This window comes from Burkholderia sp. DN3021 (genome assembly GCF_049805555.1).
Lineage (GTDB): Bacteria > Pseudomonadota > Gammaproteobacteria > Burkholderiales > Burkholderiaceae > Burkholderia > Burkholderia pyrrocinia_C.
Map to the genome: position 1 here is coordinate 18137 of NZ_JBNCAB010000011.1, position 23438 is coordinate 41574.

Genomic DNA, 23438 nt, shown 5'->3' on the forward strand with positions numbered 1-23438 from the left:
TGTGAAATCAGGAGGGAGTGCGGGCAAGCGACGCGGCGCCATGGTTTTCGCCGGGCAGCTCGGCGCCGTGCGAGCGGATCGCCGCGATCAGTTCGGCCGGCGTGATCTCGTAGCGGACCTCGCGGTGGATGCCGGGCTTGCGTTCGTCGATCTCGATCAGCAACACGCTCTTGCCGTCGCCGGTTGCTTCGAGCCGGAGCGAACGCAGTTGGCGACCGTCGGCCGCGTCGTGTTCGGTGAGCAGGGTCATTGCCCCGGATGAGCCGGTTGTGCGCATCGAACCTATCCTCGTGTCGTGGGTGCCGTAACGGCGAAGATGTGTTTGTTGAATACAGCTTGCCGCAGTTTAACGCGAACGGGCCGCAACACGGAGCATTTTCGTTGGGGTGAAATGAGGGTTGTACCGCACATCCTTCTGATGTTTGACCCGCGCCGGGCGGGCGTTTCAGCCGGATCGCGCGTGGCCGGGGCCGGCGCCTGACCGGCGTTCCCGGCCGCGCCGGCGCGGGCGGCGACACGCGGTGCAACACGCGTCGCCGCATCGCCGCGGCGGCGTCAGAAGCGGTCGGCCAGCCCCATCGCCGGGTCGCTGACCGAGTGGCGGCCCGTTTCGACGCGGCCGGCCACGCGGCGCGAGAAGCTCGCGTCGCTGTCGGCGGTGACGATGAAGTCGTACCAGTGGCCGGTCGAGTCGAGCTTCCAGTGCAGCTCGGACTGGTCGCCGGCGCGCACCGTGACAGTCCACGTGGTGCCCGTGCCGTTGCCATTGCCGTAATAGTGGCCCTGGTTGTTGCCGTCCTCGTTGCCGTGGCCATGACCGCGATCGTCGTTCGCGCCGCGGCCGGGCAGCGGCCCGTAGACCTGGTTCGACTTCACCGTGAAGCGCACCGTGCCGCCGCCGTCGTTGCGCAGCCGCAGGTGGAGGTTGCCGCTCGCGCCCGCATAACCGACGCGCACTTCCGGACGAGGCGCGCGGGCGCCGGCCAGGCGGCTCAGGTCACCGGTGAAGCGGCGGTGATAGCCGTTCGGGCCGAGCACCCACAGGTCATATTTGCCGCCGTTGTCGGCGCGCGCGGCCCAGTCGCCGTGCAGTGTCTTGCCCGGCTCGACGACGTAGCGCCGCGGCAGGCGCTCGAGGTGCAGCTTGTCATAGACGTGAAACACGGCGGCGGCGCGGCCCGTGTTCGCGAACTTCAGCGTGACCGTGCCGGTGCCGGCATCGGTGCGCGCGCTCGCATGCAGCTCGTACGGCAGCGCGCGCGACGGGCGCACGCCGGTGGCCTGCGCGGGCAGCGCCGGCGCGGTCGGCGGCACGATCTTCGGCGCGGCCTGCTGCGCGGCGCTCAGCGCGTCGACCTGGCTTTTCGTCGTATGGCCCGCGAGCGTCGGCAGCGGTTCGTTGTTCGGCGAGCGGAAGTTGAACGCGCTCGTCAGGTCGCCGCACACCGCGCGGCGATACGCGCTGATCTGCGGTTCGGCAACACCGAAGCGCTTCTCGAGGAAGAGCAGCGTCGACGTATGGTCGAACACCTGCGAATTGACCCAGCCGCCGCGGCTCCACGGCGACACGACCCACATCGGCACGCGCGGACCGGGGCCGTACGGGCGGCCGTCCGCCGCCGGCTGGCTCGACGTGGCCGGCGCGAAGTCGTGGTACTCGACGGCGACGTCGGCGTCCCGCAGCGTGTGGCCGCCCGCGAGCGTGCCGTCGGCGTTGCGCGACGGCACGGCCGGCGACGGCATGTGGTCGAAGAAACCGTCGTTCTCGTCGAAGTTGACCAGCAGCACCGTCTTGCTCCACACCTCCGGGTTCGCCGTCAGCGCATCGAGCACGGCCTGCACGTACCAGCCGCCCTGCGCGGGGCTCGACGGTCCCGGGTGTTCGCTGTACGCGGACGGCGGGATGATCCACGACACTTCCGGCAGCTTGCCGTTGCGGATGTCGTCGCGCAACGTTTCGAGAAAGCCGTACGGCATCGTGTTGCCGAAGCCCTTCGCGAGCGGGCTCAGCGGATCGTCGATCGCCGGATCGTAGAACGCGCCGGCCGCCGTCACGGGCTGCGTGATGTCCGTCGACGCGACGTAGGCGGGCCGGCGCGCGGCCGGCATCTGCTCGATCGCCGCGCGCCAGTGGCGGAAGCTCATCATCTCGTTGCAGCCGAAATTGTCGATCAGGCTCTGGTAGACCTTCCAGTTCACGCCGGCCTGCTGCAGCCGGTCGGCATAGGTCGTCCAGGTCCAGCCCTGGCTCGACGGGCCGATGTCGTTGCCGCCGTTGAACTGGTTGTTCAGCGCGGCGATCTTCACGCGGCTGCCGTCGGCCGGGCTGATGCCGTTCGGGCCGTTGGTGCCGCTCCAGTAGAACAGGCGGTTCGCGATCGTGCCGGTGTGCATCCCGCAGTGGTAGTGGTCGCACAGCGTGAACGCATCGGCGAGCGCGCGCTGGAACGGCACTTCCGCCGCGTCGTAATAGCCCATCGACAGCGGCGTTTTCGCGTCGGGCCAGCGGTTCATCCGGCCGTGATCCCATGCGGCCTGCGCATCGGCCCACGCGTGCGGTGTGCCGCCCGCGCGCTGCGCGTTGCCCTGGCTCGCGTCGAGGTGATACGGCGTGCAGGTCGTGGCGGGCGTCGCCTTGGTGTACGTCTGGTAGAACACGTCGCGGCCGTTCGGCGACGGCACCGCGAAGCGGTCGCCGTAGCCGCGCACGCCCTTGAACGTGCCGAAGTAGCTGTCGAATGCGCGGTTCTCCATCATCAGCAGCACGACGTGCTTGACGTCCTTGATGGTCCCCGTTTCGTGAAACGCGGGAATGGCGAGCGCGCGGCGGATGCTCGGCGGAAACGCGGCGAGCGCGGCGGCGGCGAGCCCGGAAGTGGCCGTCTGCTGAAGGAATTTGCGGCGTGACGTCATGGCGTTCGGATCCTGTGATGGTGGGAGCGTTCGTGACTTCGTCTGGATGCGCCCGTGCGTCGTCCCCCCGGGACGATCCGCGACGCGTGTGCGTGCGAGTACGTCGGCCGCGCGTGGCGCCGAGCGGTGTCGCGCGGATGCATCGGCCGTCGTCGCGGTCCTGCGCGCCGCGCGCTCGTGATGCGCGGGCAGGACGTCGGCACACACCGGCCCGGCGCATGCCGGGCTGGGCGGCGTCCAGTCTAGGGAGCCGACATGACGTCGACGTGATGAAGAAATGACATCGCATGTCGTGCGCGTGACGTTGTGTGCGCAACGATTATTCCGGACACGATGCGTGACGGAAGAGGGTAAGGAATTACCGATCGCCGCATGCGGAACCGGTCATATTTTTCCGAATCGCGGCCTGCGGCGTGATCGTGTGTCGTTGCAGATACAACAGCATCGCGCGACGACGTGTCGCCCATGTTTCAAATGCATGAAATCGGCTAAGCTCGAAACGTCGCTGCGCGTGTGCGCAGTCCGCGCCGCCGGCGCGACTTTTCGGAACCGGCCCACTCATGACCGACATCAAGATCCGGCACAGCGAGACGCACGACGTCGACGCGATCCGGCAGATCGCCGCCCATCCCGCGGTGTACATGGATACGCTGCAGTATCCGTTTCCGTCGCTCGAGAAATGGCGGAAGCGACTCGAAAACGCGCACGAGCGCGGCGTGAGCCTCGTCGCCGAAATCGACGGCGCGGTGGTCGGCCATCTCGGCCTGCAGTTCGAGCCGAATCCGCGCCGGCGCCATGCGGCGGGGCTCGGCATGATGGTCGACGCGGCCCGTCACGGGCGCGGCGTCGGCAGCCGGCTGCTCGCGGCCGCGATCGATCTCGCGGAAAACTGGCTGAACATCACGCGTCTCGAGTTGACCGTGTTCACCGACAACCGCGCGGCGATCGCGCTCTACGAGAAGCACGGTTTCCGGATCGAAGGCGAATCGCCGGGCTATGCATTGCGCGACGGCGCGCATGCGGCCGTGTATCACATGGCGCGGATCAAGGGCCGGCAGTGAACGGCCGGCCGGCGCAGGCGTGACGGAACGCGCGGCCACGGTGCCGCGCGTCATATTCATTCGAGAATTCGTTCGTTTTCCGCAGGCTGTGCGGGTCGTATCGTTGATCGATTTACCGGTCGCTTCGGCCGGCGTGCGCTTTTTTCGCGTCGATGCGCGTGCCATGCGCCGCTGCGTTCCGGCTTGCGTCGTGCCGCACGCCGGTGCGTTTCATCGTTTCAAGAACATCGCTTCATGGTCATCGTTTCGCGCGACACATCTTCCCGCAACCGTCTCTTTCAACGGAACCTGCCTCGATGAAAACCGCTCTCCGGAATCTGACTGCCGCCTGCCTGTTCGCCGCCGCGGGTGCGGCGTTTGCCGCTGCCGCGCCTTCGGGCGCCGCGGTGGCGAGCGCGTCGCCCGAAGGCGCGCATCTGCCGCCCGGCATCGCGTGGCAGCACGGCGATGTCGATGCCGCATTCGCGCTGGCGAAGCGCACCGGCAAGCCGCTGCTGCTGTACTGGGGCGCGGTGTGGTGCCCGTCGTGCAACCAGGTGAAGTCGACCATCTTCAGCCAGCAGGCATTCAAGACCCGCTCGTCGTTTTTCGTGCCCGTGTATCTCGACGGCGATACGGAAAGCGCGCAGAAGCTCGGCGAGCGTTTCAAGGTGCACGGCTATCCGACGATGATCCTGTTCCGCCCCGACGGCACCGAAGTGACGCGGCTGCCGGGCGAGGCCGATCTCGACCGCTACATGCAGGCGCTGTCGCTCGGGATGACGGCCGCGCATCCGGTGCGGCAGACGCTCGCGACTGCGCTGAAGAACGGCGCGTCGCTGACGCCGGACGAATGGCGCCTGCTGGCCGACTATTCGTGGGACACCGACGGCGCACTGCCGGTGCCGGCCGATCGTGTCGCCGAGACGCTGCAGTCGCTCGCGCAACGCGCGCGGGCGGCCGGCGCGAAGGCCGAATCGGCGCGGTTTGCGTTGAAGTCGGCGGTGGTCGCCGCGTCGGACGATCCGGCGCAGGCCGGCGCGCTCGACAAGGCGGCGCTCGCCGATTCGCTGCGCGCGGTGCTGCACGATCCCGCGCTGGCGCGGGCCGATTCGGACGTGCTGGTCGCGGCACCCGCGCGCGTGGTCGCGTATCTCGGCGGCGACGACGCGCAGCGCGCGAAATTGCGCGGCGCGTACGACACGGCGCTCGCGCGCTTGTCGACCGACACCACGCTGTCGTCGATCGACCGGCTGATGGCGCTGCACGGCCGCGTGCTGCTTGCGCGCGGCGACGCGCGCAAGGGCGCGCCGCTCGCTGCGCCGGCGCTGGCCGACACCGCGCGCAAGCAGATTGCCGCGTCGGTGCAGGGCGCCGCGAATGCGTATGAACGGCAGGCGCTCGTCAGCGAAGGTACGGACACGCTGACCGACGCGGGGCTGTACGACGAGTCGGATGCATTGCTGAAGGCCGAACTGCCGCGTTCGTCGACGCCGTACTACTTCATGTCAGGGCTGGCCGCGAATGCAAAGGCGCGCGGCGACAAGGCCGCGGCGCTCGACTGGTATCGCAAGGCATACGACTTGGCGAGCGGGCCGGCGACGAAGCTGCGCTGGGGCGCGACCTATTTTGCGAATGCGGTCGAACTGGCGCCGGACGATTCGGCGCGTATCGAAGGGATTGCCGCGAGTGTGCTCGCACAGGCCGACAAGACCCGGGACGCGTTCTACGGCGCGAACCTGCGCGCATTGACGAAGGTCGTCACGCAATTGAACCGCTGGCGCAGCGGCGGCGCGCATGATGCGTCGGTCCGGTCGGTCGTGAAGCAGTTCGACGGCGTATGCGGGAAACTGCCCGCGGGCGATCCGCAGGCAGCGGCGTGCGCGAAGCTGATCCAGCCGGTGAAGGCGTAACGACGCACGCGCACATCGTCGAGCGGGCCGGACGGTAGATTACCGGCCCGACTCCGACGACGCGCCGCGATCGCTGCCGTATCCGGCGTCGTGCTGACGGGCAATCTTCGCTTCGGCGGAAACGATGCTGGCCGGATAGAACCAGTCGCTCGACTGGAAGCCGGCCTGCTTGAGCGCCTTCACTTCGGCGTGGACCTGCGCGCGCGTCAGCGGCTGGTTCGACTGCGCTTGCGCGGCGAGCGGGGCCGATACGGCCAGGGCAATGGCAACGGCTTGGATCAGGCGCTTCATGATCGGGACCTCCAGGATTTCGATGATTCGCCGCGCTTCGTTCGTCGAAGCGCCGGGCGACGTTGAAACCAGTGTAGGCCGGGGCGGGCGCGCGAAAAATGCGATCGCGCCCAACGCAGTGTTTTGCTGCGGGTAACAATGGGCAGGCGGTGGCGGGCGATGCCGGGTGGCGGGCGAGGCGCCACGCGAGCCGCGCGGCGGTGCGGAGCCGACCGGTTCCGGCGAGCGGGGAAATGAAATCGGACCGCATGCGAACTCCGGAATCCGTTCCGGTTCGCATGCGGTCCGATCGAGTAACGCGGTTCGGGCTCGACGAGGCCGGCCGCGATGATGCGGCAGGCCGGGAGGCGGCGTACGGAACGCCGCCTCATGCAGGCACTTACACGAGCCCCGTCGTGTAGTACACCGCGATCACGAAGAACACCGCGAGCGTCTTGATGATGGTGACCGCGAAGATGTCGCGATACGACTCGCGGTGCGTGAGGCCCGTGACGGCGAGCAGCGTGATGACCGCGCCGTTGTGCGGCAGCGTGTCCATGCCGCCGCTCGCCATCGCGACGACCCGGTGCAGCACGTCCATCGGAATGTTGGCTGCCTGCGCGCCCTTGATGAACAGGTCCGACATCGCGGCCAGCGCGATGCTCATGCCGCCCGACGCCGAGCCCGTGATGCCGGCGAGCGAGCTGACCGACACGGCCGCGTTGACGAGCGGGTTCGGGATGCTCTTCAGCGCATCGCCGACGACCAGGAAGCCCGGCAGCGCGGCGATCACGCCGCCGAAGCCGTATTCCGACGCGGTGTTCATCGCGGCGAGCAGTGCGCCGCCGACGGCGGCTTTCGAGCCGGCCGCGAAGCGGTCGCTGACGCGATTGAACGCGGTCAGCACGACCAGCACGATGCCGAGCAGCAGCGCGGCCTCGACCGACCAGATCGCGACGACGGTCTTGATCGACGTCGTCACCGGCGTGTGCACGCCCGGCAGCACGTCCGGCGCGACCGTATACGACGCGGCGCCGTACCACTGCGGGATCAGCTTCGTGAACAGGAAGTTCGACACGCCGACGAGGATCAGCGGCAGGATCGCGAGCGCCGGGTGCGGCAGCGACGTCGCCTCGACGCGTTCCGGCTCGTTGACGAGCGACGTGCCGTAGCCTTCGCCCTTCGCCATCGCCGAGCGGCGGCGCCATTCCAGATAAGAGAGGCCGACGACGACGATGAACAGCGAGCCGATCGTGCCGAGCGCGGGCGCGGCCCATGCGGTCGTCTTGAAGAACGTGGTCGGGATGATGTTCTGGATCTGCGGCGTGCCGGGCAGCGAATCCATCGTGAACGAGAACGCGCCGAGCGCGATCGCGCCGGGCATCAGCCGCTTCGGAATGTTGCTCTGGCGATAGAGTTCGGCCGCGAACGGATAGACCGCGAACACCACGACGAACAGCGACACGCCGCCATAGGTGAGCAGCGCGCACACCGCGACGATCACCGCATTCGCGCGCGAGCGGCCGATGTAGCGGATCGCCGCATGGACGATCGATTCGGAGAACCCGGACAGTTCGATCACCTTGCCGAACACCGCGCCGAGCATGAATACCGGGAAATACAGTTTGACGAAGCCGACCATCTTCTCCATGAAGATGCCGGAGAAGACCGGTGCGACGGCGGCGGGTTCGGTCAGGAGCACCGCGCCGAGCGCGGCGATCGGCGCGAACAGGATCACGCTGTAGCCGCGATACGCGGCATACATCAGGAACGCCAGCGCGGCGAGGACGATCACGAAAGACAAGGGGAGTCTCCTAATGGCTTTGATAGTTGTTCGATCTCGCGACGTGCCGCGGACCGGCTCAGGTTCGTGCAGGTTTCGTGCCATCGGCCGGATTGCGCCGCCGGACATGGGTCCGGCGGAGACCGGCGGGCCCGCGCCGGTCCATGTCTGACGATTCTACAGAAAACGTCTCCATCCGGAGACGTTATGGCCATCCAGCCAGCTCGTGAAATCGGGCAGGGCTTTCCCGGACAACCCGTTGTGGCGTGTCTCCAGAGTGAGATAATCCGTCTCGTTCCGGAGACATTCGGTCGAAAATACATGGAGACGAAGACACGATGATGAACGACTGGGCCCGCCTGCCCGTCAACTACGGCGACGTGCTGCGGCGCGCCGCCGAGTCGCTGTTCCGGACCTTCGAGGATTCGAGTGCGGGCACGGTGGTCGTCGATCGCGACGCGCGCGTCGTGTGGATGAACGAGCGTTACGCGGCGCGCTTCGGTTTCGCCGATCCGCAGCAGGCCGTCGGCCTCGACTGCGAGGCCGTGATCCCGAACAGCCTGATGCGCGAGGTCGTATCGACCGGGCAGCCGATCCTGCTCGACATCATGGAGACGGGCCGCGAGCCGCTCGTCGTCACGCGCCTGCCGCTGAAGAACGAGGCCGGCGAGACGGTCGGCGCGATCGGCTTCGCGCTGTTCGACCAGTTGAAGACGCTTACGCCGATCTTTTCCCGCTACGTGCAGCTTCAGCAGCAGCTGATCGCGACGCAGCGCTCGCTCGCACAGGCGCGCCGCGCGAAATACACGTTCGCGAGCTTCGTCGGCACGAGTGCCGCGAGCCTCGAAACCAAGCGCCAGGCGCGGCGGGCCGCGCAGGTCGATTCGCCGGTGCTGCTGCTCGGCGAGACGGGCACCGGCAAGGAGCTGCTCGCGCACGCGATCCACGCGGCTTCGGCGCGTGCGCTCCAGCCGCTCGTGACCGTCAACGTCGCCGCGATTCCCGACACGCTGCTCGAAACCGAATTCTTCGGCGCGGCGCCCGGTGCGTACACGGGCGCCGACCGCAAGGGGCGCGTCGGCAAGTTCGAGCTGGCCGATCGCGGCACGCTGTTTCTCGACGAGATCGGCGACATGCCGTTGCCATTGCAGGGCAAGCTGCTGCGCGTGCTGCAGGACAAGGAGTTCGAGCCGGTCGGCTCGAACCGGATCGTGCGCGCGGACGTCCGGATCATTGCCGCGACGTCGGCCGACCTGCCGGCGCTCGTGGAGGCCGGGCGTTTTCGCGCGGATCTCTATTACCGGCTCAACGTGCTGACGATCCACGCACCGCCGCTGCGCGAGCGGGCGTCCGACATCGCGGCGCTCGTATACGCGACGCTCGAGGAACTGGCCGCGCAGCACGGACGCGCCGCGCACTGCGAGCTGACCGACGACGCGCTGCGGATGCTGTGTGCGTATCCGTGGCCGGGCAACGTGCGCGAGTTGCGCAATACGCTCGAACGCGCACTGATGCTGTCGGACCGTTCGGTGATCGATGCGCGTGCGCTCGCGCCGTTCCTCGGGCCGGTACGCATATCGGCGGACGGCGCATCGCCGGCGCAGCGTGTTGCCGCAGCGCCGGTCGAGCGGGGCGCGTCCGGTGCATCCGGTGCGCCGGTCGCTTCGTATGCCGATGCATTGGCGGCGTGGGAGCGCCAGTTCCTGATCGACGCGCTGGCGGCCTGTGACGGCAAGGTCGTGGAAGCCGCCGCGCACATCGGGATCGGCCGCGCGACGCTGTACAAGAAGCTGGCGGCGCTGGGCATCGACCGGTAGGCCGATCGGCGGCGCCGATGCGGCCGGAGTTGAAGCATCGAACAGGAGAGCACGATGAAGCGGATCGGTATCGCAGGTTGGCTGACCCTGTTGCTGGCAACCTCCGCGCTCGCGCAGTCCGGCGACGCGGACGCGCCCGAGGCGCGACGCAACTGGTACAACGATCCGTTCATCGCGCTGTCGCAGGACCTGGCCGAATGCCCGCTGCCGCTCGGCCCGTGGATGACCCGCGCCGAGATGGCGGACGACGCGCATTACCGCGCCGAACGCGGTACCACCTGCTGGCTCGCGCATCGCTGCACGAAACCGAATTCGTATATGTATGACGCGCCGATCGCCGATGCCGCGAAGGCGCACTTCGCAGGCTCCGATCGCCTGCACGGTACGAGCCTGTGGATCACCGTGCAGCGGCGTTTCATCTATGTCGAAGGATGCGCGGATACGGCGTTCGATCGGCAGGCGCTGCAACGCGAACTCGAGGCGCTTCCGGACGTCGAGCAGGTGTTCGTTCGCATCACCGACGATCCGCGCCGGAGCTTGCCGTACAAGGCGCGCGGGCAACCGGGCCGCACGCCGAACTGACGACGGAAGGGCCGCGCATGGCATACTCGCGACATTCAAAAAATGGTTGACGGGAAGAATAATGAAACACATGCTTGCGTCGGTCTGTCGGTGGCCTCGGGTGGCCGGGTTGTTGGCTCTGGTTGCAGGGCTCGGCGGGTGCGGTGGCAGCGCGCCGCTGTTCACTTCGGACGGGCGCCCGACCACGCAGGTGCAATGCACCGGCAGCGGCTGGAGCAATTGCACGGACAATGCCCGGGCCATGTGCAACGGGGATTTCGAAGTGATCCAGCAATCGACTGATGACACCGTGCGAAATCTTCTCTTCGCATGCAAGAAGAAAAGCGGTTATTGATCGCGAAATGACCGGCCGAGGAGACCGCGATCGGGCGAAGCGCTTTTCTGTTTGCTTGGAGTCGTCTATTTTTCACGAATAACACTCACGGAGTCCCATCCATATGGCGACCTACAGGCAACTGACCGCGCAGCTCGAACGACTTCAGCAAAAGATCGACAAGGAACGCGAAAAGGCGATTGCCGACGCGATTGCCGATATCCGCGCGAAAATCGACGAATACGACATCACGCCGGAAGAGCTCGGTTTTCGTCCGGTAGGTACCGGCGCCGCCGCTACCTCGAAGCCGAAGCGCACGTTGCCGCCGAAATACCTGAATCCGAAGACGGGCGAAACCTGGAGTGGCCGCGGGCGCGCGCCGGCGTGGCTCGGCAAGAATCGCGCACGTTTTCTGATCAAGGACTGACTCCCGAAAATCCTCACCTTTCGTGGGTTGACTGACGGTGCGAACGGCCATGCGGCCGTTGCACCGTTTTGTTTTTGCGCCGTCGCCGTGCGATTCCGGCTGATGAATTGCAGTGCAATGCCGCACGATTAACGGATCACGTTTTGCGAATTCGCCGCGATTCGGCTGCTTATCGCGGTGAATTCCGGTAAACAACCGTGCAATTGCGCAGTGCATGCGCATTGGCATTCGCCATTTCCGCGGTGCCCGCCTGCCGCGGATTTCCATCACCTTTCGCGTGTTTGCGCGTTGTGCCGTGCAATTCCCGAAGATACTCACCATGGCTCCTGTAAATCCTCACCTTTGAGGAAGCGGCAGCGTCGCGCCATGTTGCTTGCGGCTTGCGGCTTGCGGCTTGCGGCTTGCGGCGATGTCGCGTCGCGCTTGTGTTGCAGATCCATGGTGCGAGCGTTGACGTTCGTCGGGTAGTCGGCCGTTCGGCATATAGGCAGCCGCATGCGCTTCGCCTATGCTTGGGGTTCGCATCGAGCGGCGCGCGGCCTGTCCGTGCCGTATGCCGCTCGGGCCGTCTTTCGTTACCGCAGGGAGCCGATGTGACCGTTCGCCATCTCGATGCGTTGTTCCAGCCCAAGTCCGTTGCGGTCGTCGGCGCGTCGTCGCGCGCGGGCAGTATCGGCGCGATGGTGTGGTCGCGCGTGCTCGACGGTGCGTTCGACGGGCCCGTGTGGCCCGTCAATCCGAAATATCGCGAGCTGAACGGGCATACGGTCGTCTCCGACGTCGACCGGCTGCCCGCGCCGCCGTCGGTAGCCGTGATCTGCACGCCGCCCGCGACCTGGGCCGGCATCGTGCGCAAGCTCGGCGAACTCGGCACGCGCGTCGCGGTGATCGTCGGTGAGGCGCGCACGGATGCCGATCGCACCGCACTCGATCGCACGCTGAAGGCGGCGAAGCCGTTCGTGCTCCGTATCGTCGGGCCCGGCAGCCTCGGCGTGCTGTCGCCCGCACGGCATGCGCATTTCGGCGCGCCGGCCTATACGGCGCGCTCGGGCGGCGTCGCGTGGGTGTCGCAATCGAATGCGCTGACGAACGCGGCGCTCGGCTGGGCCGATGCGCGGGGCCTCGGCTTTTCGCATGTCGTCGCACTCGGCAGCGAGTCCGACGTCGATGCGGGCGACGTGCTCGACTATCTGGCGAGCGATCCCGGCACGCGCGCGATCCTGCTCGAACTCGATACCGTGCGCGCCGCGCGCAAGTTCATGTCGGCCGCACGTGCGGCCGCACGCAACAAGCCGGTGCTCGCGTTGCGCACCGGGCGCGCCGATCCCGGCGACGCGCTCTATACGGCGGCGTTCCAGCGCGCGGGGATGGTGCGCGTCGATGCGCTCGACGATCTGCTCGACGAGATCGAGACGCTCGGTGTCGGCCGTGTCACGGCGCGCGGCGCGGCGACGCTCGTGACGAGCGATGCGGGTGTCGCGAAACTGGCGGTCGATGCGGTCGCCGAGGTGCGCGACGTGCTGTCCGGCTGGTCGCCGGCTGCAACCTCGGCCGTGTCGGCCGCGCTGCCGCATCTGGCTGCGCCCGGCAATCCGCTGACGCTGGGCGACGACGCGCGCCCCGAGCACTTCGCCGCGGCGATCAAGGCGCTCGCGCCGTTCCCGCAAACGGGCACGCTGTTCGTCGTCCATTCGACGTCCCACAGCGCGCCGGCCGATTCGGTTGCGCGCACGCTGATCGAATCGCGGCAGTATGCGCAGCGCGGCATCCTCGCATGTTTCTTCGGCGCGGTCGACGCGGCGACGCGCGATGCGCTGCACGCGAACGGCATTCCCGTACACACGACACCGCAGCGGCTCGCGCGCGCGTATGCGCGTCTCGTCGACTACAACCTCGGGCGGCAACTGCTGATGCAGACGCCCGAGGGCACGCCGCTGCAGCCGGCCGAGTGCGTTGCGTCCGCACAGGCCGACGCGCGCCGGATGGTCGAAGCCGGCCAGCATGAACTGGCCGGCGAAGCCGCGCTGCGCTGGCTGTCCCATTTCGGCCTGCAAGGCGAGCAGGCGGGCGAGCCGGCCGGTGCGAAAGTCGTCGATGTCACGGTCGACATGTACGACGATTCGAACTTCGGTCCGGTGTTTCGCTATGCCGTGCCGCCTGCGGACGGCGTGTCGGCGCCATTCGTCGTCTACGGCCTGCCGCCGCTGAACACCGTGCTCGCCCGCGCGGTGATGGAGCGCTCGCCGTACGCGCGCCGTACGCCCGTCGAGCCGACGCTCGACGCGTTGACGGCGCTGTCGCAGGTCGTCTGCGACGTGCGCGAAGTCGTCGCGATGTCCGTCACGCTGCGTGTGTTGTCCGATCGCTCGCAGGTGATCGCGCCGCGCATCACGCTGGCCGCGGGGCGCAGCCGGCTTGCGATCATGCCGTATCCGCGCCACCTCGAGCAGACGCTCGAGTGGCGCGGCGAGACGGTGACGATCCGTCCGATCCGTCCGGAAGACGAGACCGCGCATAACGAACTGCTCGGCGCGATGACGCCGGACGATCTGCGGATGCGTTTCTTCGGCGCGGTGCGCGGCTTCGATCATTCGCAGGTGGCGCGCATGACGCAGATCGACTACGACCGTGAGATGGCCCTCATCGTGTCGTACACCGATGTGTCGGGGCGCGACCATACGCTGGCGGTCGTGCGCGCGGTCGCCGATCCCGACAACGAGACGGCGGAGTTCGCGATCGCGGTGCGGCCTGATCAGAAGGGCAAGGGGCTCGGCCGGCTGCTGATGAACCGCATCATCGACTACGCACGCTCGCGCGGAACCGCATGGATGATCGGCGAGGCGCTGCGCGAGAACTCGGCGATGATCTCGCTCGCGAAGTCGTGCGGTTTTGAGGTGTCGACGACGGAGGAGCCGGGCGTCGTGGGTTTCAGGATGAAGTTGCAGCCGTAGCATCCTTCGGCTGCGTGAAGCGCGGCGCGATCGCTTGCAGTCGATGGCGCCGATCCTTCACCGTGTTGCGCCTGTTTTCATTCAGAGGTGCAAAACATTTGAGCCGGCATCTTGTACGAAACGCCCAAATGTATCGGGCTCGTTCGCTACGTCGATATCGACACACGCATAGCGTCCGGAGGCGTTTTCTGTGTGCCGCACTATCGGCTCCGCACGGCCGTTTCACCCCATGCGTTCACGCGCATTCGCAACCGCGTTCCGGCCTCGCCAATTCGGAATCACCGCAAAGGTGAGACTTTTCGGGAGCCGCGAGTGAGCTTTTCCGGGGAAGCGTGGTGAGCCGATACGGGAGCGTTCGGTGAGCCTTCCCGGGAACGGCCGGTGAGCACCTGCGGGAGGCGCTGGTGAGCCTTTCCGGGACACGTTGGTGAGGGGCTGCGGGAGATGTCGGTGAGCACATTCGGGAGACTTTGGTGAGCGTCTCCAGGAGCCTGGGGTGAGTTTTTTCGGGAGCTGTTGGTGAGCGTTTGCAGGACACCAGGGTGAGACTTTTCGGGAGCATGCGGATGCACTGCTCCCGCGAGCGCGGCGCCGGCCAATGCCGGCGTCACACACGGGTGCGGGCACGCATGAATCGTGCCCGCGATCAGATTCAGGCAGCGAGTTTCGACGCCGCGTCGTTCACCTGGTCGCGCGAAATCGCGAGTTCCTCGAGGTGCGGATCCGCATAGACGGCGCCGGTTTCGCGCTCGAGGCGGGCGATCGTCAGCGCGCAACGCGCGGTGTCCTTCGGCATCGCGATGAAGCGCTTGACCGACTCGCCGGACGTGAATGCTTCGAACAGCGCGCCGCGCACGTCGTCCGGAAGCGTCTTGGTCCACTGGTACGGCTTGCCGTTGAACGTGATCGACGGCGGCAGCGTGCGTTCCTTCTTGGTCGCCGTGATGAGCCCGTAGGTGCGGGCCGCGTCGCCGATCTGCTCGGGCGAGAAGAGCTCGTCGGGCGTGATGTCGAACTGCTCGATGTAGTTCTCGATCGCCTGCATCGCGGCGGCACGATCGTCGCGCTTCTTCTGCGCGCGCGCGACGATATCGCGCAGCTCGTCCGCCTCCTCGGGCGTGATCGTGAAGCTTGCCTGCTTCTGCTGAAGTTCGGAGAAACGCTGGAATTCTTGATCGTTCAGAAGTTTGGCCATGACATCCATCGGACACGACGGCCGCGACAGCCGGCCGCCGTAGTTTTTGAGAGGGCCGCTATTCTAGCGTAGCGCCGGGAGCGCACGATATGGCACCGTCGATCGTGCACTGCACAGGTGTCATGCGCGGCCGGGCCGGCGCAACTGCGCCGGCCCGGTGCGCTTCGTTGAACCCGCGCGTCAGCAGGCCTCGATGCGGCCCATCGACAGGTGGGCGGCCGTGTCGCGCAGCCCTTCGACGGCGACGTCGACGGACGGCGCCGTGTGCGTATCGATCCGGCGCATGTACGGGCAGCTCAGTACCGCGATCGCATGGCCGGACGGCCCGAGGATCGGTGCGGTCAGGTCGGTCACGCCGTATGCCTGGCGGCTGTCCTGGCGCAGATAGCCGGACTGCCGGATGGACTGGCACGCATGCGCGAGTTCCTGCTCGTTCAGCGGCGCGTCGCCCCTGACCTTGCGATGCTCGGCCAGCATGTGCGCGCGCTGCTCGGCGCCCTGGAACGACAGCATCACGCGCCCCGACGCCGTATCGGCGAGCCCGACGCGCGAGCCGAGCCGGACCGACACGCCCCACGGGCCGGGCCCGTCGACCTGCGCGATCACGAGCAGGTTGCCGCGATCGTAGACCGACAGGTGGCACGACTGTTCGGCGGCATCGGCGAAGCGCTGCATCGGCGGCAAAGCCTCGGCGATCAGCCGGTTCATCGGCGGATGCCGGTGCGCGAGCGCGAACAGCTTGAGGCTGAGCGTGTAGCGGTCGCCGCCGGTCGAGCGCATCACGTAGCGGCGTGCGACGAGGCGTTCGAGCATCCGGTAGATTTCGCTCGCGTTGCGGCCGAGTTCCTTCGTGATTTCGGTGCGAGTGAGTCCTTCCTTCTGCTCGGACAGGAGTTCGAGAATGTCGAGGCCCTTGTCGAGCGCGGGTGCGCGATAGCGATCGATTGCGGCCATCGATTCCCGTGCGTCGCGGCCGGGAAGCGGGTCGTTGGTTGTTTGCATTTTTAGTGTGAGGTTGGGGGATTACCGTCGATCGGTTGGCGACGCACGCTGGCCGGTTCTGCACGCGCACAAGTCGGCCCCGCATATGGCGACGAAAGCCATTCGTCCGAGCTTAACAATAAACATATAGTGTGCAATTCAGCGTCTTTTTACCGATCGTTACTGAACAAGAACGGATTGGCAAACGTTTTCGATGACAGGGGCACCCCGAATAGCCAGTATTCATGCGCCGATGGCAGGCAACGGCGACATGCGCGGCGGATCGCTTTGCGTTGGCGCGTCCAATGTTGCGCCGCAGTGTCTGCAGGCGCACCAATAGTCGGTATCCGCCGCGCGCCATTTCACGGTGCGCGGCCGATGGTACAAAGGCGTGCGGGCCCGCGACGGTGCGGCCGCGCGTGAAGTCGGCCGGCATTGGCCGGCACGCGTCGCGGGTGCCGGGCCGTCGTCGCCGATGCGCAGACCGGCGGCCGCCCGTTCGATGCGCGCCGTGCTTCCGTGCGGCGCCGCGATCGCTGCGCCCGCGCGACCCTCGCGCGTCGACGGCAGGCCGGATGCGGCGCCGACGCGTGTAATCGACGATCGACAATCAGTCCGGCGCGCGGCCGCGAATGGCCGCGTCGGCGGGTATCCTATCCCATTCGACAACAGAGGTTGACCACGATGAAACTGCTTCGCTATGGCCCGTCCGGCCAGGAAAAGCCCGGTATTCTCGACGCGGACGGCCGGATTCGCGACCTGTCCGCGCACGTGCCGGATCTTGCCGGCGATGTGCTGTCCGACGCGGGTCTCGCGCGGCTGCGCGCGATCGATCCGGCCACGCTGCCGCTCGTGTCCGGCGAGCCGCGCATCGGCGCGTGCGTCGGGCACGTCGGCAAGTTCATCGGCATCGGCCTGAACTATGCCGATCACGCGGCCGAAGCCGGCATGCCGGTGCCGAAGGAACCGGTCGTGTTCGGCAAGTGGACGAGTTCGATCTGCGGCCCGAACGACGGCATCGACATCCCGAAGGGTTCGGTCAAGACCGACTGGGAAGTCGAACTGGGCGTCGTGATCGGCGCGCGGTGCAAGGACGTCGACGAAGCGAGCGCGCTCGATTACGTCGCGGGCTATTGCGTCGTCAACGACGTGTCCGAACGCGAATGGCAGATCGAGCGCGGCGGCCAGTGGGACAAGGGCAAGGGCTTCGACACGTTCGGCCCGATCGGTCCGTGGCTTGTGACGCGCGACGAGGTGCCCGATCCGCAGCGTCTCGACCTGTGGCTCGAAGTCGACGGCCACCGTTATCAGAACGGCAACACGCGCACGATGGTGTTCACCGTCGCGCAGTTGATTGCTTATCTGTCGAGTTGCATGACGCTGCAGCCGGGCGACGTGATCACGACCGGCACGCCGCCGGGCGTCGGCATGGGCATCAAGCCGTCGCCGATTTTCCTGAAGGCCGGCCAGAGGGTGCGCCTGGGGATCGAAGGGCTCGGCGAGCAGTTGCAGCACACGCGCGGCGCACTGTAACCGCACGAGCCGCGATCCCGTCGAGCGACCGCTGCAGTCGGTCGCCGGAAACCGGACGCTGACGCGTCAAAACCAGGGGCCCGATTCCGCGCAACGCGGAATTGGGCCCTTGCCGTTTGTACGCGGCGTACGCGGGCTCGATCACACGACGTTGCCGAGTTCGCAATGCGCTTCCAGCCGATACCCGTCGGGATCGACGACGAACGCCGCGTAGTAGCCGGGGCCGTAGTGTTCGCGCTTGCCGGGCCCGCCGTTGTCCTGGCCGCCGTGCTCGAGCGCGGCGCGGTAGAACGCGTCGACCTCGACGGGCGAAGCGGCCTTGAACGACAGGTGCAGCCCCGATTCGGGATCGGCGGCGACGGGGCGGGCAGCGTGCTGCAACCACAGCTCCGGTTCGGTCGTGCCGTACCCGATGGATCCGTCGTCGCTATACAGCCGCTTGTAGCCGAGCGCGCCGAGCGTGCTGTCGTAGAACGCGCGGCTGCGGCCGATGTGGGCGACGCCGAAGGAAAGGTGATCGATCATCTGTTGGCTCCTTGAACTGAAGGGGGGACGTCAGTGCAGCAAACTTTGTTTTAACCACCATGCTGGTTATGTTAGAAAGCGTCCGGACGCTTGTCAACCGGCATGGTGGTTAGATACGATGGCGTCATGAGCGATACGCAACCTTCCGTCACGATGGACTGCCTGATTCCGGCGCCGCCCGAAACCCTGAGTATCGATTTCGCCAACACGCTGTACTGGCGTGGCAGCGAGGCGCCGACGGAAACCTTCGGCACGATGGACGACCTGCTGTCGTGGTGCCGTGAGCAGGCCGGCGTGCCGGCCGGCCTGGCCGACCGGTGCCGCGTGCGCGATGGGGAGGAAGGCGAGCCGGCGATGCTCGCGCGTGCGCTCGCATTGCGCGAGGCGTTGTATCGGCTCTTTCATGCGCAGGCCGAACGGCGCGAGCCGCAGGCCGACGATCTCGCGCTGCTCGGCGGCTTCCTGGCGGAAGCGTCGCCGCGCGTCGCGCTGGCGCGTGTCGACGGCGGTTATGCGTGGCGGATCGGGGACGCTGGAGCAACGCTCGCGGGGTTGCTGAGCCCGGTGCTGTGGTCGGCGATCGACCTGCTCGGCGGCGCGCGGCTCGCGAAGGTCAAGCGATGCGCGAACGACGCATGCCAGTGGCTGTTCATCGACGACAGCAAGAACGGCAGCCGCCGCTGGTGCTCGATGTCGTCGTGCGGCAATCGCGCGAAGGCATACCGCCACTATCACAAGGCCGACTGACGAGCCCGTTCAGGCATGCGCCTACGAGCGCGTCGAACCCGAACCTTCCTACTTCGCCGACAACTTCCGCCACAGCGTCGTCTTGCTGATGCCGAGCATCGCGCATGCGCGGTCGCGGTCGCCGCCGCACGCGTCGAGCACCGCGCGGATCTCGTCGGCTTCCGCGCGGCGGCGGCGCGCGTGCAGCGTTTGCGCGTCATCGGCGTCGGCGCCGGCCGCGTCGGGCGGCGCCGCGAACAGCTCGGGCGCGATCGCCTGCAGCGCGTCGGGATCGAGCGCGGCGCACGCGGCGGCCGGATCGATTTCGTCGGCTTCCTCGGCGAGTTCCACCGCGACCCGCTCGATCACGTTCTGCAGTTCCCGCACGTTGCCGGGCCACCGGTAGCGCGCGAGCGTTGCCTGCGTCGCGCCGAGCACGCGCGCGGCGTCGCCGGCATCGCGCAGGCGTTCGGCGAGGCGCGGCTCGCGCCGCGCGGCCTGCACGAGCAGCGTCGCCGCGAGCGCGGGAATGTCGGCCGCGCGCTCGCGCAGCGGCGGCAGGCCGACGTTCAGGATGTTGAGCCGGTAATAGAGATCCGCGCGGAACGTGCCGGCCTCGACGGCCGCGAGCAGCGGACGATGCGTCGCGGCGATCACACGCACGTCGATGCGGATCGGCTCGGTCGAGCCAAGGCGGATCACCTCGCGCTCCTGCAGCACGCGCAGCAGCCGGCTCTGCAGCGACGACGGCATTTCGCCGATCTCGTCGAGAAACAGCGTGCCGCGGTGCGCGGCCTCGAACAGGCCGGTCTTGCCGCCGCGCCGCGCGCCGGTGAACGCGCCTTCCTCATAGCCGAACAGCTCGCTCTCGAGCAGCGCTTCCGGAAACGCGCCGCAATTGACCGCGACGAACGGGTAGCTGCGCCGCGCGGACAGCGCGTGCAGGCTTTGCGCGATCATTTCCTTGCCGGTGCCGCTTTCGCCGAGCACGAGCACGGTCGCGTCGGATTTCGCGTAGCGGCGCACGAGGTCGCGCACGCGCGCCATCGGCGCCGATGCGCCGATCACGTCGTCGAGCGCATAGCGCGCCGCGAACTGCTGGGTGGTCGGCTGCGAACGCAGCGCGCGATCGAGCCGTTCGACCGCGCGCGATTCCTGGAACGTCAGCACGCTGCCCGACGTGACGCCGCGATCGACGAGCGGCCCGCGATGCACGACGTAGCGCACGCCGCGCACGGTCGCGAGCGCGTCGCCGTCCTCGCCGCGCAGCGTGCGCAGCTCGGGCCGCAGGTCGACGAGCGCGCGGCCGACGGCCGCCGCGGGTTCGACCCCGAGCGCCGACGCGAGCCGCTCGTTGATCGCCTCGACGCGGCCGCGCGCGTCGAGCGCGACCACGCCGTCGCGCAGGTGTTGCAGCAGATTGTCGAGCCGCTGGCGGCGGAATGCCTCGGCGTGCGTCGCATACGCGACTTCGAGCGCCGTATCGACGGCCTTGCGCACCGACGCATGCGAATACAGGAACACCGCGCCCATGCCGGCACTGGCCGCGAGGTCGGTGACGAGGCCGGGGCCGACGATCGTCTCGATGCCGCGGTCGCGCAGGTCGTGCACGCAGGCTTCCGCTTCCTGCGCAGACTGATATGACGCAAACTGCACGTCAAGGCCGTACGCGGCGACGAAGCGGCGCACTTCGGGCGGCGTTTCCCCGGCGCTGACGAGCGCGATCCGCGACGCATCGCGCCGGGCGCGCGCGAGCGCCTGCATCACGTCGAAGCCGGTCGGCGACACGACCACGACCGGCACCTGTGCACGCGTCTTCAGGAAGGCGCCGTTCGAGCCGGCCGCGACGATCACGTCGGGTCGCGCGGCGCCGGCCTCGGCGATCGCGCTGAGCGCATCCTCATACGCGCGCGTCACGATGCGCACGTCGGCGCGTTCGTCGAATTCGCCGGCGATCTCGCGAAAGAAGTCGCGCAGGCGGCTGATGCCCATCGCCCAGATGCGCGGGCGCGCCGCGCGATCGGCCGGGCCGACGGGCTTGGTCGAGGAGAGGTCCATGGCGATCGATTATGCGCGCGGGATTTCATTTTTGAAACACGAAATTGCCGAATTGAAATCGCCGGGCACTGCATCGCCCGCGCCGGTTGCTTAAGAATCAGTGGGTTAGCGATGTTTCGCGAGCTGGCCCGGTCCTTGCTGTTATCGGGCATTCCTTCAGGAGGCCGTTCATGAGCAACACGCATCTTCAGAGCGCCGGCGCGAAATTCCGCGCGGCAGTCGCGGCCGAGCAGCCGCTGCAGGTGGTCGGCGCGATCACCGCGTACGCGGCCAAGATGGCGCAGGCCGTCGGCTTCAAGGCGGTGTACCTGTCGGGCGGCGGCGTCGCCGCGAACTCGCTCGGGATCCCCGACCTCGGCATCAGCACGATGGAAGACGTGCTGATCGACGCGAACCGGATCACCAACGCGACCGATCTGCCGCTGCTCGTCGACATCGATACGGGCTGGGGCGGCGCATTCAACATCGCGCGCACGGTCCGCTCGTTCATCAAGGCCGGCGTTGCGGCCGTGCATCTCGAGGATCAGGTCGGCCAGAAGCGCTGCGGCCATCGTCCGGGCAAGGAAGTCGTGCCGGCCGACGAAATGGTCGATCGCATCAAGGCCGCGGTCGATGCGCGCACCGACGATCAGTTCGTGATCATGGCGCGCACCGATGCTGCCGCCGCCGAAGGGATCGACGCGGCGATCGAGCGCGCGGTCGCGTACGTCGAAGCCGGCGCCGACATGATCTTCCCGGAAGCGATGAAGACGCTCGATGACTACCACCGTTTCAAGGCGGCCGTGAAGGTGCCGATCCTCGCGAACCTGACCGAGTTCGGCTCGACGCCGCTGTTCACGCTCGACGAACTGCGCGAGGCGAACGTCGACATCGCGCTGTACTGCTGCGGCGCGTATCGCGCGATGAACAAGGCCGCGCTGAACTTCTACGAGACGCTGCGCCGCGACGGCACGCAGAAGGCGGCCGTGCCGACGATGCAGACGCGCGCCGAGCTGTACGACTTCCTCGGCTATCACGAATACGAGCGCAAGCTCGACGAACTGTTCGCGCAGGGCAAGAAGTAACGCGGCCCGCGCGCCGGGACACGATTCCCGGGAAGCTTTGCATGGGACCGCACTAGGCGCTGAAGCGCCAAGTCCGGTCGACAGCTTTGCATGGGACCGGACTAGGCGCTAAAGCGCCAAGTCCGGTCGACACGCTACATATTGGAGAACGGAAACATGAGCGAGACGAAAGACGCAGCAGCACCGGCCGCCGCAGGCGCATTCAAGCCGAAGAAGTCGGTGGCGCTGTCGGGCGTGACGGCCGGCAACACGGCGCTGTGCACGGTCGGCAAGACCGGCAACGACCTGCACTACCGCGGCTACGACATTCTCGACGTCGCCGAGTCGTGCGAATTCGAGGAAATCGCGCACCTGCTCGTGCACGGCACGCTGCCGAACCTGACCGAACTGGCCGCGTACAAGACCAAGCTGCGCGCGCTGCGCGGCCTGCCGAGCGCGCTGAAGGCGGCGCTCGAGCAGATCCCGGCGTCCGCGCACCCGATGGACGTGATGCGCACGGGCGTGTCGGTGCTCGGTACCGTGCTGCCGGAGAAGGACGATCACAACCTGCCGGGCGCGCGCGACATCGCCGACCGCCTGATGGCGTCGCTCGGCTCGATGCTGCTGTACTGGTATCACTTCTCGCACAACGGCAAGCGCATCGAGACGGAAACCGACGACGATTCGATCGGCGGCCACTTCCTGCACCTGCTGCACGGCAAGACGCCGTCGAAGTCGTGGGTCGAGGCGATGCACACGTCGCTGATCCTGTACGCGGAGCACGAATTCAACGCGTCGACGTTCACGGGCCGCGTGATCGCGGGTACGGGCTCGGACATCTACTCGGCGATCACCGGCGCGATCGGCGCGCTGCGCGGGCCGAAGCACGGCGGCGCGAACGAAGTCGCGTATGAAATCCAGAGCCGCTACAGCTCGCCGGACGACGCCGAAGCGGACATCCGCCGCCGCGTCGAGAACAAGGAAGTCGTGATCGGCTTCGGCCACCCGGTCTACACGATCTCCGATCCGCGCAACAAGGTGATCAAGGGCGTCGCGTACAAGCTGTCGAAGGAAGCGGGCGACACGAAGCTGTACAACATCGCCGAGCGCCTCGAATCGGTGATGTGGGACGCGAAGAAGATGTTCCCGAACCTCGACTGGTTCAGCGCGGTGTCGTATCACATGATGGGCGTGCCGACCGAGATGTTCACGCCGCTGTTCGTGATCTCGCGCACGTCGGGCTGGAGCGCGCACATCATCGAGCAGCGCATCGACAACAAGATCATCCGCCCGAGTGCGAACTATACGGGCCCGGAAGACCTGCAGTTCGTGCCGATCGAGAAGCGCTGACTCTCCCGCAGCGGGCGC

The 23438-nt window shown here is 67.4% G+C and carries 20 protein-coding genes; 11 read left to right on the top strand and 9 right to left on the bottom strand.

Annotated elements, in window-relative coordinates:
• Window positions 1-7 precede the first annotated feature (7 nt).
• Both ACPUER_RS08395 and ACPUER_RS08400 read right to left on the bottom strand, forming a co-directional pair.
• Window positions 8-277, bottom strand: a complete 270-nt coding sequence (locus ACPUER_RS08395) for a hypothetical protein (protein WP_072440048.1) — start codon at window positions 275-277, stop codon at window positions 8-10.
• 278 nt (window positions 278-555) lie between these two features.
• The gene (locus tag ACPUER_RS08400) at window positions 556-2913 is read right to left on the bottom strand and encodes a phosphocholine-specific phospholipase C (RefSeq protein WP_425130837.1); all 2358 of its coding nucleotides are present in this window, start codon (window positions 2911-2913) and stop codon (window positions 556-558) included.
• 560 nt (window positions 2914-3473) lie between these two features.
• On the opposite strand from ACPUER_RS08400, the gene ACPUER_RS08405 reads away from it, so the two are divergent.
• Together ACPUER_RS08405 and ACPUER_RS08410 are read left to right on the top strand one after the other, a co-directional pair.
• Window positions 3474-3974: a GNAT family N-acetyltransferase gene (locus ACPUER_RS08405; protein ID WP_175959966.1), complete on the top strand. Its 501-nt coding sequence runs from the start codon at window positions 3474-3476 to the stop codon at window positions 3972-3974.
• Between the two features lie 296 nt (window positions 3975-4270).
• Window positions 4271-5866, top strand: coding sequence for a thioredoxin family protein (locus ACPUER_RS08410; protein WP_425130838.1), 1596 nt, complete (start codon window positions 4271-4273; stop codon window positions 5864-5866).
• 39 nt (window positions 5867-5905) lie between these two features.
• Here the strand turns inward: ACPUER_RS08410 and ACPUER_RS08415 are convergent, their stop codons facing one another.
• Entirely contained in the window at window positions 5906-6157 is a 252-nt protein-coding gene (locus ACPUER_RS08415; protein WP_111020388.1) for a DUF4148 domain-containing protein, read from the bottom strand.
• Window positions 6158-6536: 379 nt separating this feature from the next.
• Window positions 6537-7940, bottom strand: a complete 1404-nt coding sequence (locus ACPUER_RS08420) for a GntP family permease (protein ID WP_175959969.1) — start codon at window positions 7938-7940, stop codon at window positions 6537-6539.
• 317 nt (window positions 7941-8257) lie between these two features.
• On the opposite strand from ACPUER_RS08420, the gene ACPUER_RS08425 reads away from it, so the two are divergent.
• The 4 genes from ACPUER_RS08425 to ACPUER_RS08440 all read left to right on the top strand — a co-directional run bounded on the left by ACPUER_RS08425 (window position 8258) and on the right by ACPUER_RS08440 (window position 11058).
• Window positions 8258-9736: a sigma-54 interaction domain-containing protein gene (locus ACPUER_RS08425; RefSeq protein ID WP_175959970.1), complete on the top strand. Its 1479-nt coding sequence runs from the start codon at window positions 8258-8260 to the stop codon at window positions 9734-9736.
• Window positions 9737-9790: 54 nt separating this feature from the next.
• Window positions 9791-10318 (top strand): BON domain-containing protein, encoded by a 528-nt coding sequence (locus ACPUER_RS08430; protein ID WP_310136709.1) that lies wholly within the window; start codon window positions 9791-9793, stop codon window positions 10316-10318.
• 61 nt (window positions 10319-10379) lie between these two features.
• Complete coding sequence (locus tag ACPUER_RS08435; protein ID WP_081938468.1) at window positions 10380-10652, top strand: hypothetical protein; 273 nt, start codon at window positions 10380-10382, stop codon at window positions 10650-10652.
• A gap of 103 nt (window positions 10653-10755) precedes the next feature.
• Window positions 10756-11058 carry an H-NS family nucleoid-associated regulatory protein gene (locus ACPUER_RS08440; RefSeq protein WP_034181619.1) on the top strand — a complete coding sequence of 101 codons (303 nt, stop codon included), beginning with the start codon at window positions 10756-10758 and terminating at the stop codon, window positions 11056-11058.
• Between the two features lie 314 nt (window positions 11059-11372).
• Here the strand turns inward: ACPUER_RS08440 and ACPUER_RS08445 are convergent, their stop codons facing one another.
• Window positions 11373-11498, bottom strand: a complete 126-nt coding sequence (locus ACPUER_RS08445; RefSeq protein ID WP_425130839.1) for a hypothetical protein — start codon at window positions 11496-11498, stop codon at window positions 11373-11375.
• A 153-nt stretch (window positions 11499-11651) separates the two neighbouring features.
• Between ACPUER_RS08445 and ACPUER_RS08450 the strand changes: the two genes are divergently transcribed.
• Window positions 11652-14009 carry a GNAT family N-acetyltransferase gene (locus ACPUER_RS08450; RefSeq protein WP_310136707.1) on the top strand — a complete coding sequence of 786 codons (2358 nt, stop codon included), beginning with the start codon at window positions 11652-11654 and terminating at the stop codon, window positions 14007-14009.
• A gap of 652 nt (window positions 14010-14661) precedes the next feature.
• On the opposite strand, the gene ACPUER_RS08455 is transcribed toward ACPUER_RS08450, so the two are convergent.
• Window positions 14662-15213, bottom strand: a complete 552-nt coding sequence (locus ACPUER_RS08455) for a hypothetical protein (RefSeq protein ID WP_034181621.1) — start codon at window positions 15211-15213, stop codon at window positions 14662-14664.
• Window positions 15214-15384: 171 nt separating this feature from the next.
• Window positions 15385-16206 carry an IclR family transcriptional regulator gene (locus tag ACPUER_RS08460; RefSeq protein ID WP_425130840.1) on the bottom strand — a complete coding sequence of 274 codons (822 nt, stop codon included), beginning with the start codon at window positions 16204-16206 and terminating at the stop codon, window positions 15385-15387.
• Between the two features lie 663 nt (window positions 16207-16869).
• Between ACPUER_RS08460 and ACPUER_RS08465 the strand changes: the two genes are divergently transcribed.
• Window positions 16870-17718 (top strand): ureidoglycolate lyase, encoded by an 849-nt coding sequence (locus ACPUER_RS08465; protein ID WP_175959974.1) that lies wholly within the window; start codon window positions 16870-16872, stop codon window positions 17716-17718.
• Between the two features lie 141 nt (window positions 17719-17859).
• Here ACPUER_RS08465 and ACPUER_RS08470 read toward each other — a convergent pair whose 3' ends face one another.
• Complete coding sequence (locus tag ACPUER_RS08470; RefSeq protein ID WP_072440069.1) at window positions 17860-18243, bottom strand: VOC family protein; 384 nt, start codon at window positions 18241-18243, stop codon at window positions 17860-17862.
• A 102-nt stretch (window positions 18244-18345) separates the two neighbouring features.
• Between ACPUER_RS08470 and ACPUER_RS08475 the strand changes: the two genes are divergently transcribed.
• Entirely contained in the window at window positions 18346-18990 is a 645-nt protein-coding gene (locus ACPUER_RS08475; RefSeq protein WP_310136704.1) for an ABATE domain-containing protein, read from the top strand.
• A 48-nt stretch (window positions 18991-19038) separates the two neighbouring features.
• On the opposite strand, the gene prpR is transcribed toward ACPUER_RS08475, so the two are convergent.
• A complete protein-coding gene (gene prpR / locus ACPUER_RS08480) occupies window positions 19039-21027 on the bottom strand; it encodes a propionate catabolism operon regulatory protein PrpR (protein ID WP_072440073.1) in 1989 nt (662 codons plus the stop codon).
• A 170-nt stretch (window positions 21028-21197) separates the two neighbouring features.
• On the opposite strand from prpR, the gene prpB reads away from it, so the two are divergent.
• Together prpB and prpC are read left to right on the top strand one after the other, a co-directional pair.
• Window positions 21198-22091: a methylisocitrate lyase gene (gene prpB, locus ACPUER_RS08485; protein WP_425130841.1), complete on the top strand. Its 894-nt coding sequence runs from the start codon at window positions 21198-21200 to the stop codon at window positions 22089-22091.
• 156 nt (window positions 22092-22247) lie between these two features.
• On the top strand, window positions 22248-23420 hold the full coding sequence (gene prpC, locus ACPUER_RS08490) for a bifunctional 2-methylcitrate synthase/citrate synthase (protein WP_175959979.1): 1173 nt from the start codon (window positions 22248-22250) through the stop codon (window positions 23418-23420).
• Window positions 23421-23438: the final 18 nt, after the last annotated feature.

Excerpts from the sequence above, each read along its gene's own strand:
- ACPUER_RS08445 (WP_425130839.1), bottom strand. The coding sequence starts at position 11,498 with ATGGATCTGCAACACAAGCGCGACGCGACATCGCCGCAAGCCGCAAGC.
- ACPUER_RS08395 (WP_072440048.1), bottom strand. The coding sequence starts at position 277 with ATGCGCACAACCGGCTCATCCGGGGCAATGACCCTGCTCACCGAACAC.
- ACPUER_RS08455 (WP_034181621.1), bottom strand. The coding sequence starts at position 15,213 with ATGGATGTCATGGCCAAACTTCTGAACGATCAAGAATTCCAGCGTTTC.
- ACPUER_RS08460 (WP_425130840.1), bottom strand. The coding sequence starts at position 16,206 with ATGCAAACAACCAACGACCCGCTTCCCGGCCGCGACGCACGGGAATCG.
- prpC (WP_175959979.1), top strand. The coding sequence starts at position 22,248 with ATGAGCGAGACGAAAGACGCAGCAGCACCGGCCGCCGCAGGCGCATTC.
- ACPUER_RS08415 (WP_111020388.1), bottom strand. The coding sequence starts at position 6,157 with ATGAAGCGCCTGATCCAAGCCGTTGCCATTGCCCTGGCCGTATCGGCC.
- ACPUER_RS08465 (WP_175959974.1), top strand. The coding sequence starts at position 16,870 with ATGAAACTGCTTCGCTATGGCCCGTCCGGCCAGGAAAAGCCCGGTATT.
- ACPUER_RS08470 (WP_072440069.1), bottom strand. The coding sequence starts at position 18,243 with ATGATCGATCACCTTTCCTTCGGCGTCGCCCACATCGGCCGCAGCCGC.
- prpB (WP_425130841.1), top strand. The coding sequence starts at position 21,198 with ATGAGCAACACGCATCTTCAGAGCGCCGGCGCGAAATTCCGCGCGGCA.
- prpR (WP_072440073.1), bottom strand. The coding sequence starts at position 21,027 with ATGGACCTCTCCTCGACCAAGCCCGTCGGCCCGGCCGATCGCGCGGCG.
- ACPUER_RS08425 (WP_175959970.1), top strand. The coding sequence starts at position 8,258 with ATGATGAACGACTGGGCCCGCCTGCCCGTCAACTACGGCGACGTGCTG.
- ACPUER_RS08430 (WP_310136709.1), top strand. The coding sequence starts at position 9,791 with ATGAAGCGGATCGGTATCGCAGGTTGGCTGACCCTGTTGCTGGCAACC.
- ACPUER_RS08475 (WP_310136704.1), top strand. The coding sequence starts at position 18,346 with ATGGTGGTTAGATACGATGGCGTCATGAGCGATACGCAACCTTCCGTC.
- ACPUER_RS08440 (WP_034181619.1), top strand. The coding sequence starts at position 10,756 with ATGGCGACCTACAGGCAACTGACCGCGCAGCTCGAACGACTTCAGCAA.
- ACPUER_RS08400 (WP_425130837.1), bottom strand. The coding sequence starts at position 2,913 with ATGACGTCACGCCGCAAATTCCTTCAGCAGACGGCCACTTCCGGGCTC.
- ACPUER_RS08410 (WP_425130838.1), top strand. The coding sequence starts at position 4,271 with ATGAAAACCGCTCTCCGGAATCTGACTGCCGCCTGCCTGTTCGCCGCC.
- ACPUER_RS08435 (WP_081938468.1), top strand. The coding sequence starts at position 10,380 with ATGAAACACATGCTTGCGTCGGTCTGTCGGTGGCCTCGGGTGGCCGGG.
- ACPUER_RS08405 (WP_175959966.1), top strand. The coding sequence starts at position 3,474 with ATGACCGACATCAAGATCCGGCACAGCGAGACGCACGACGTCGACGCG.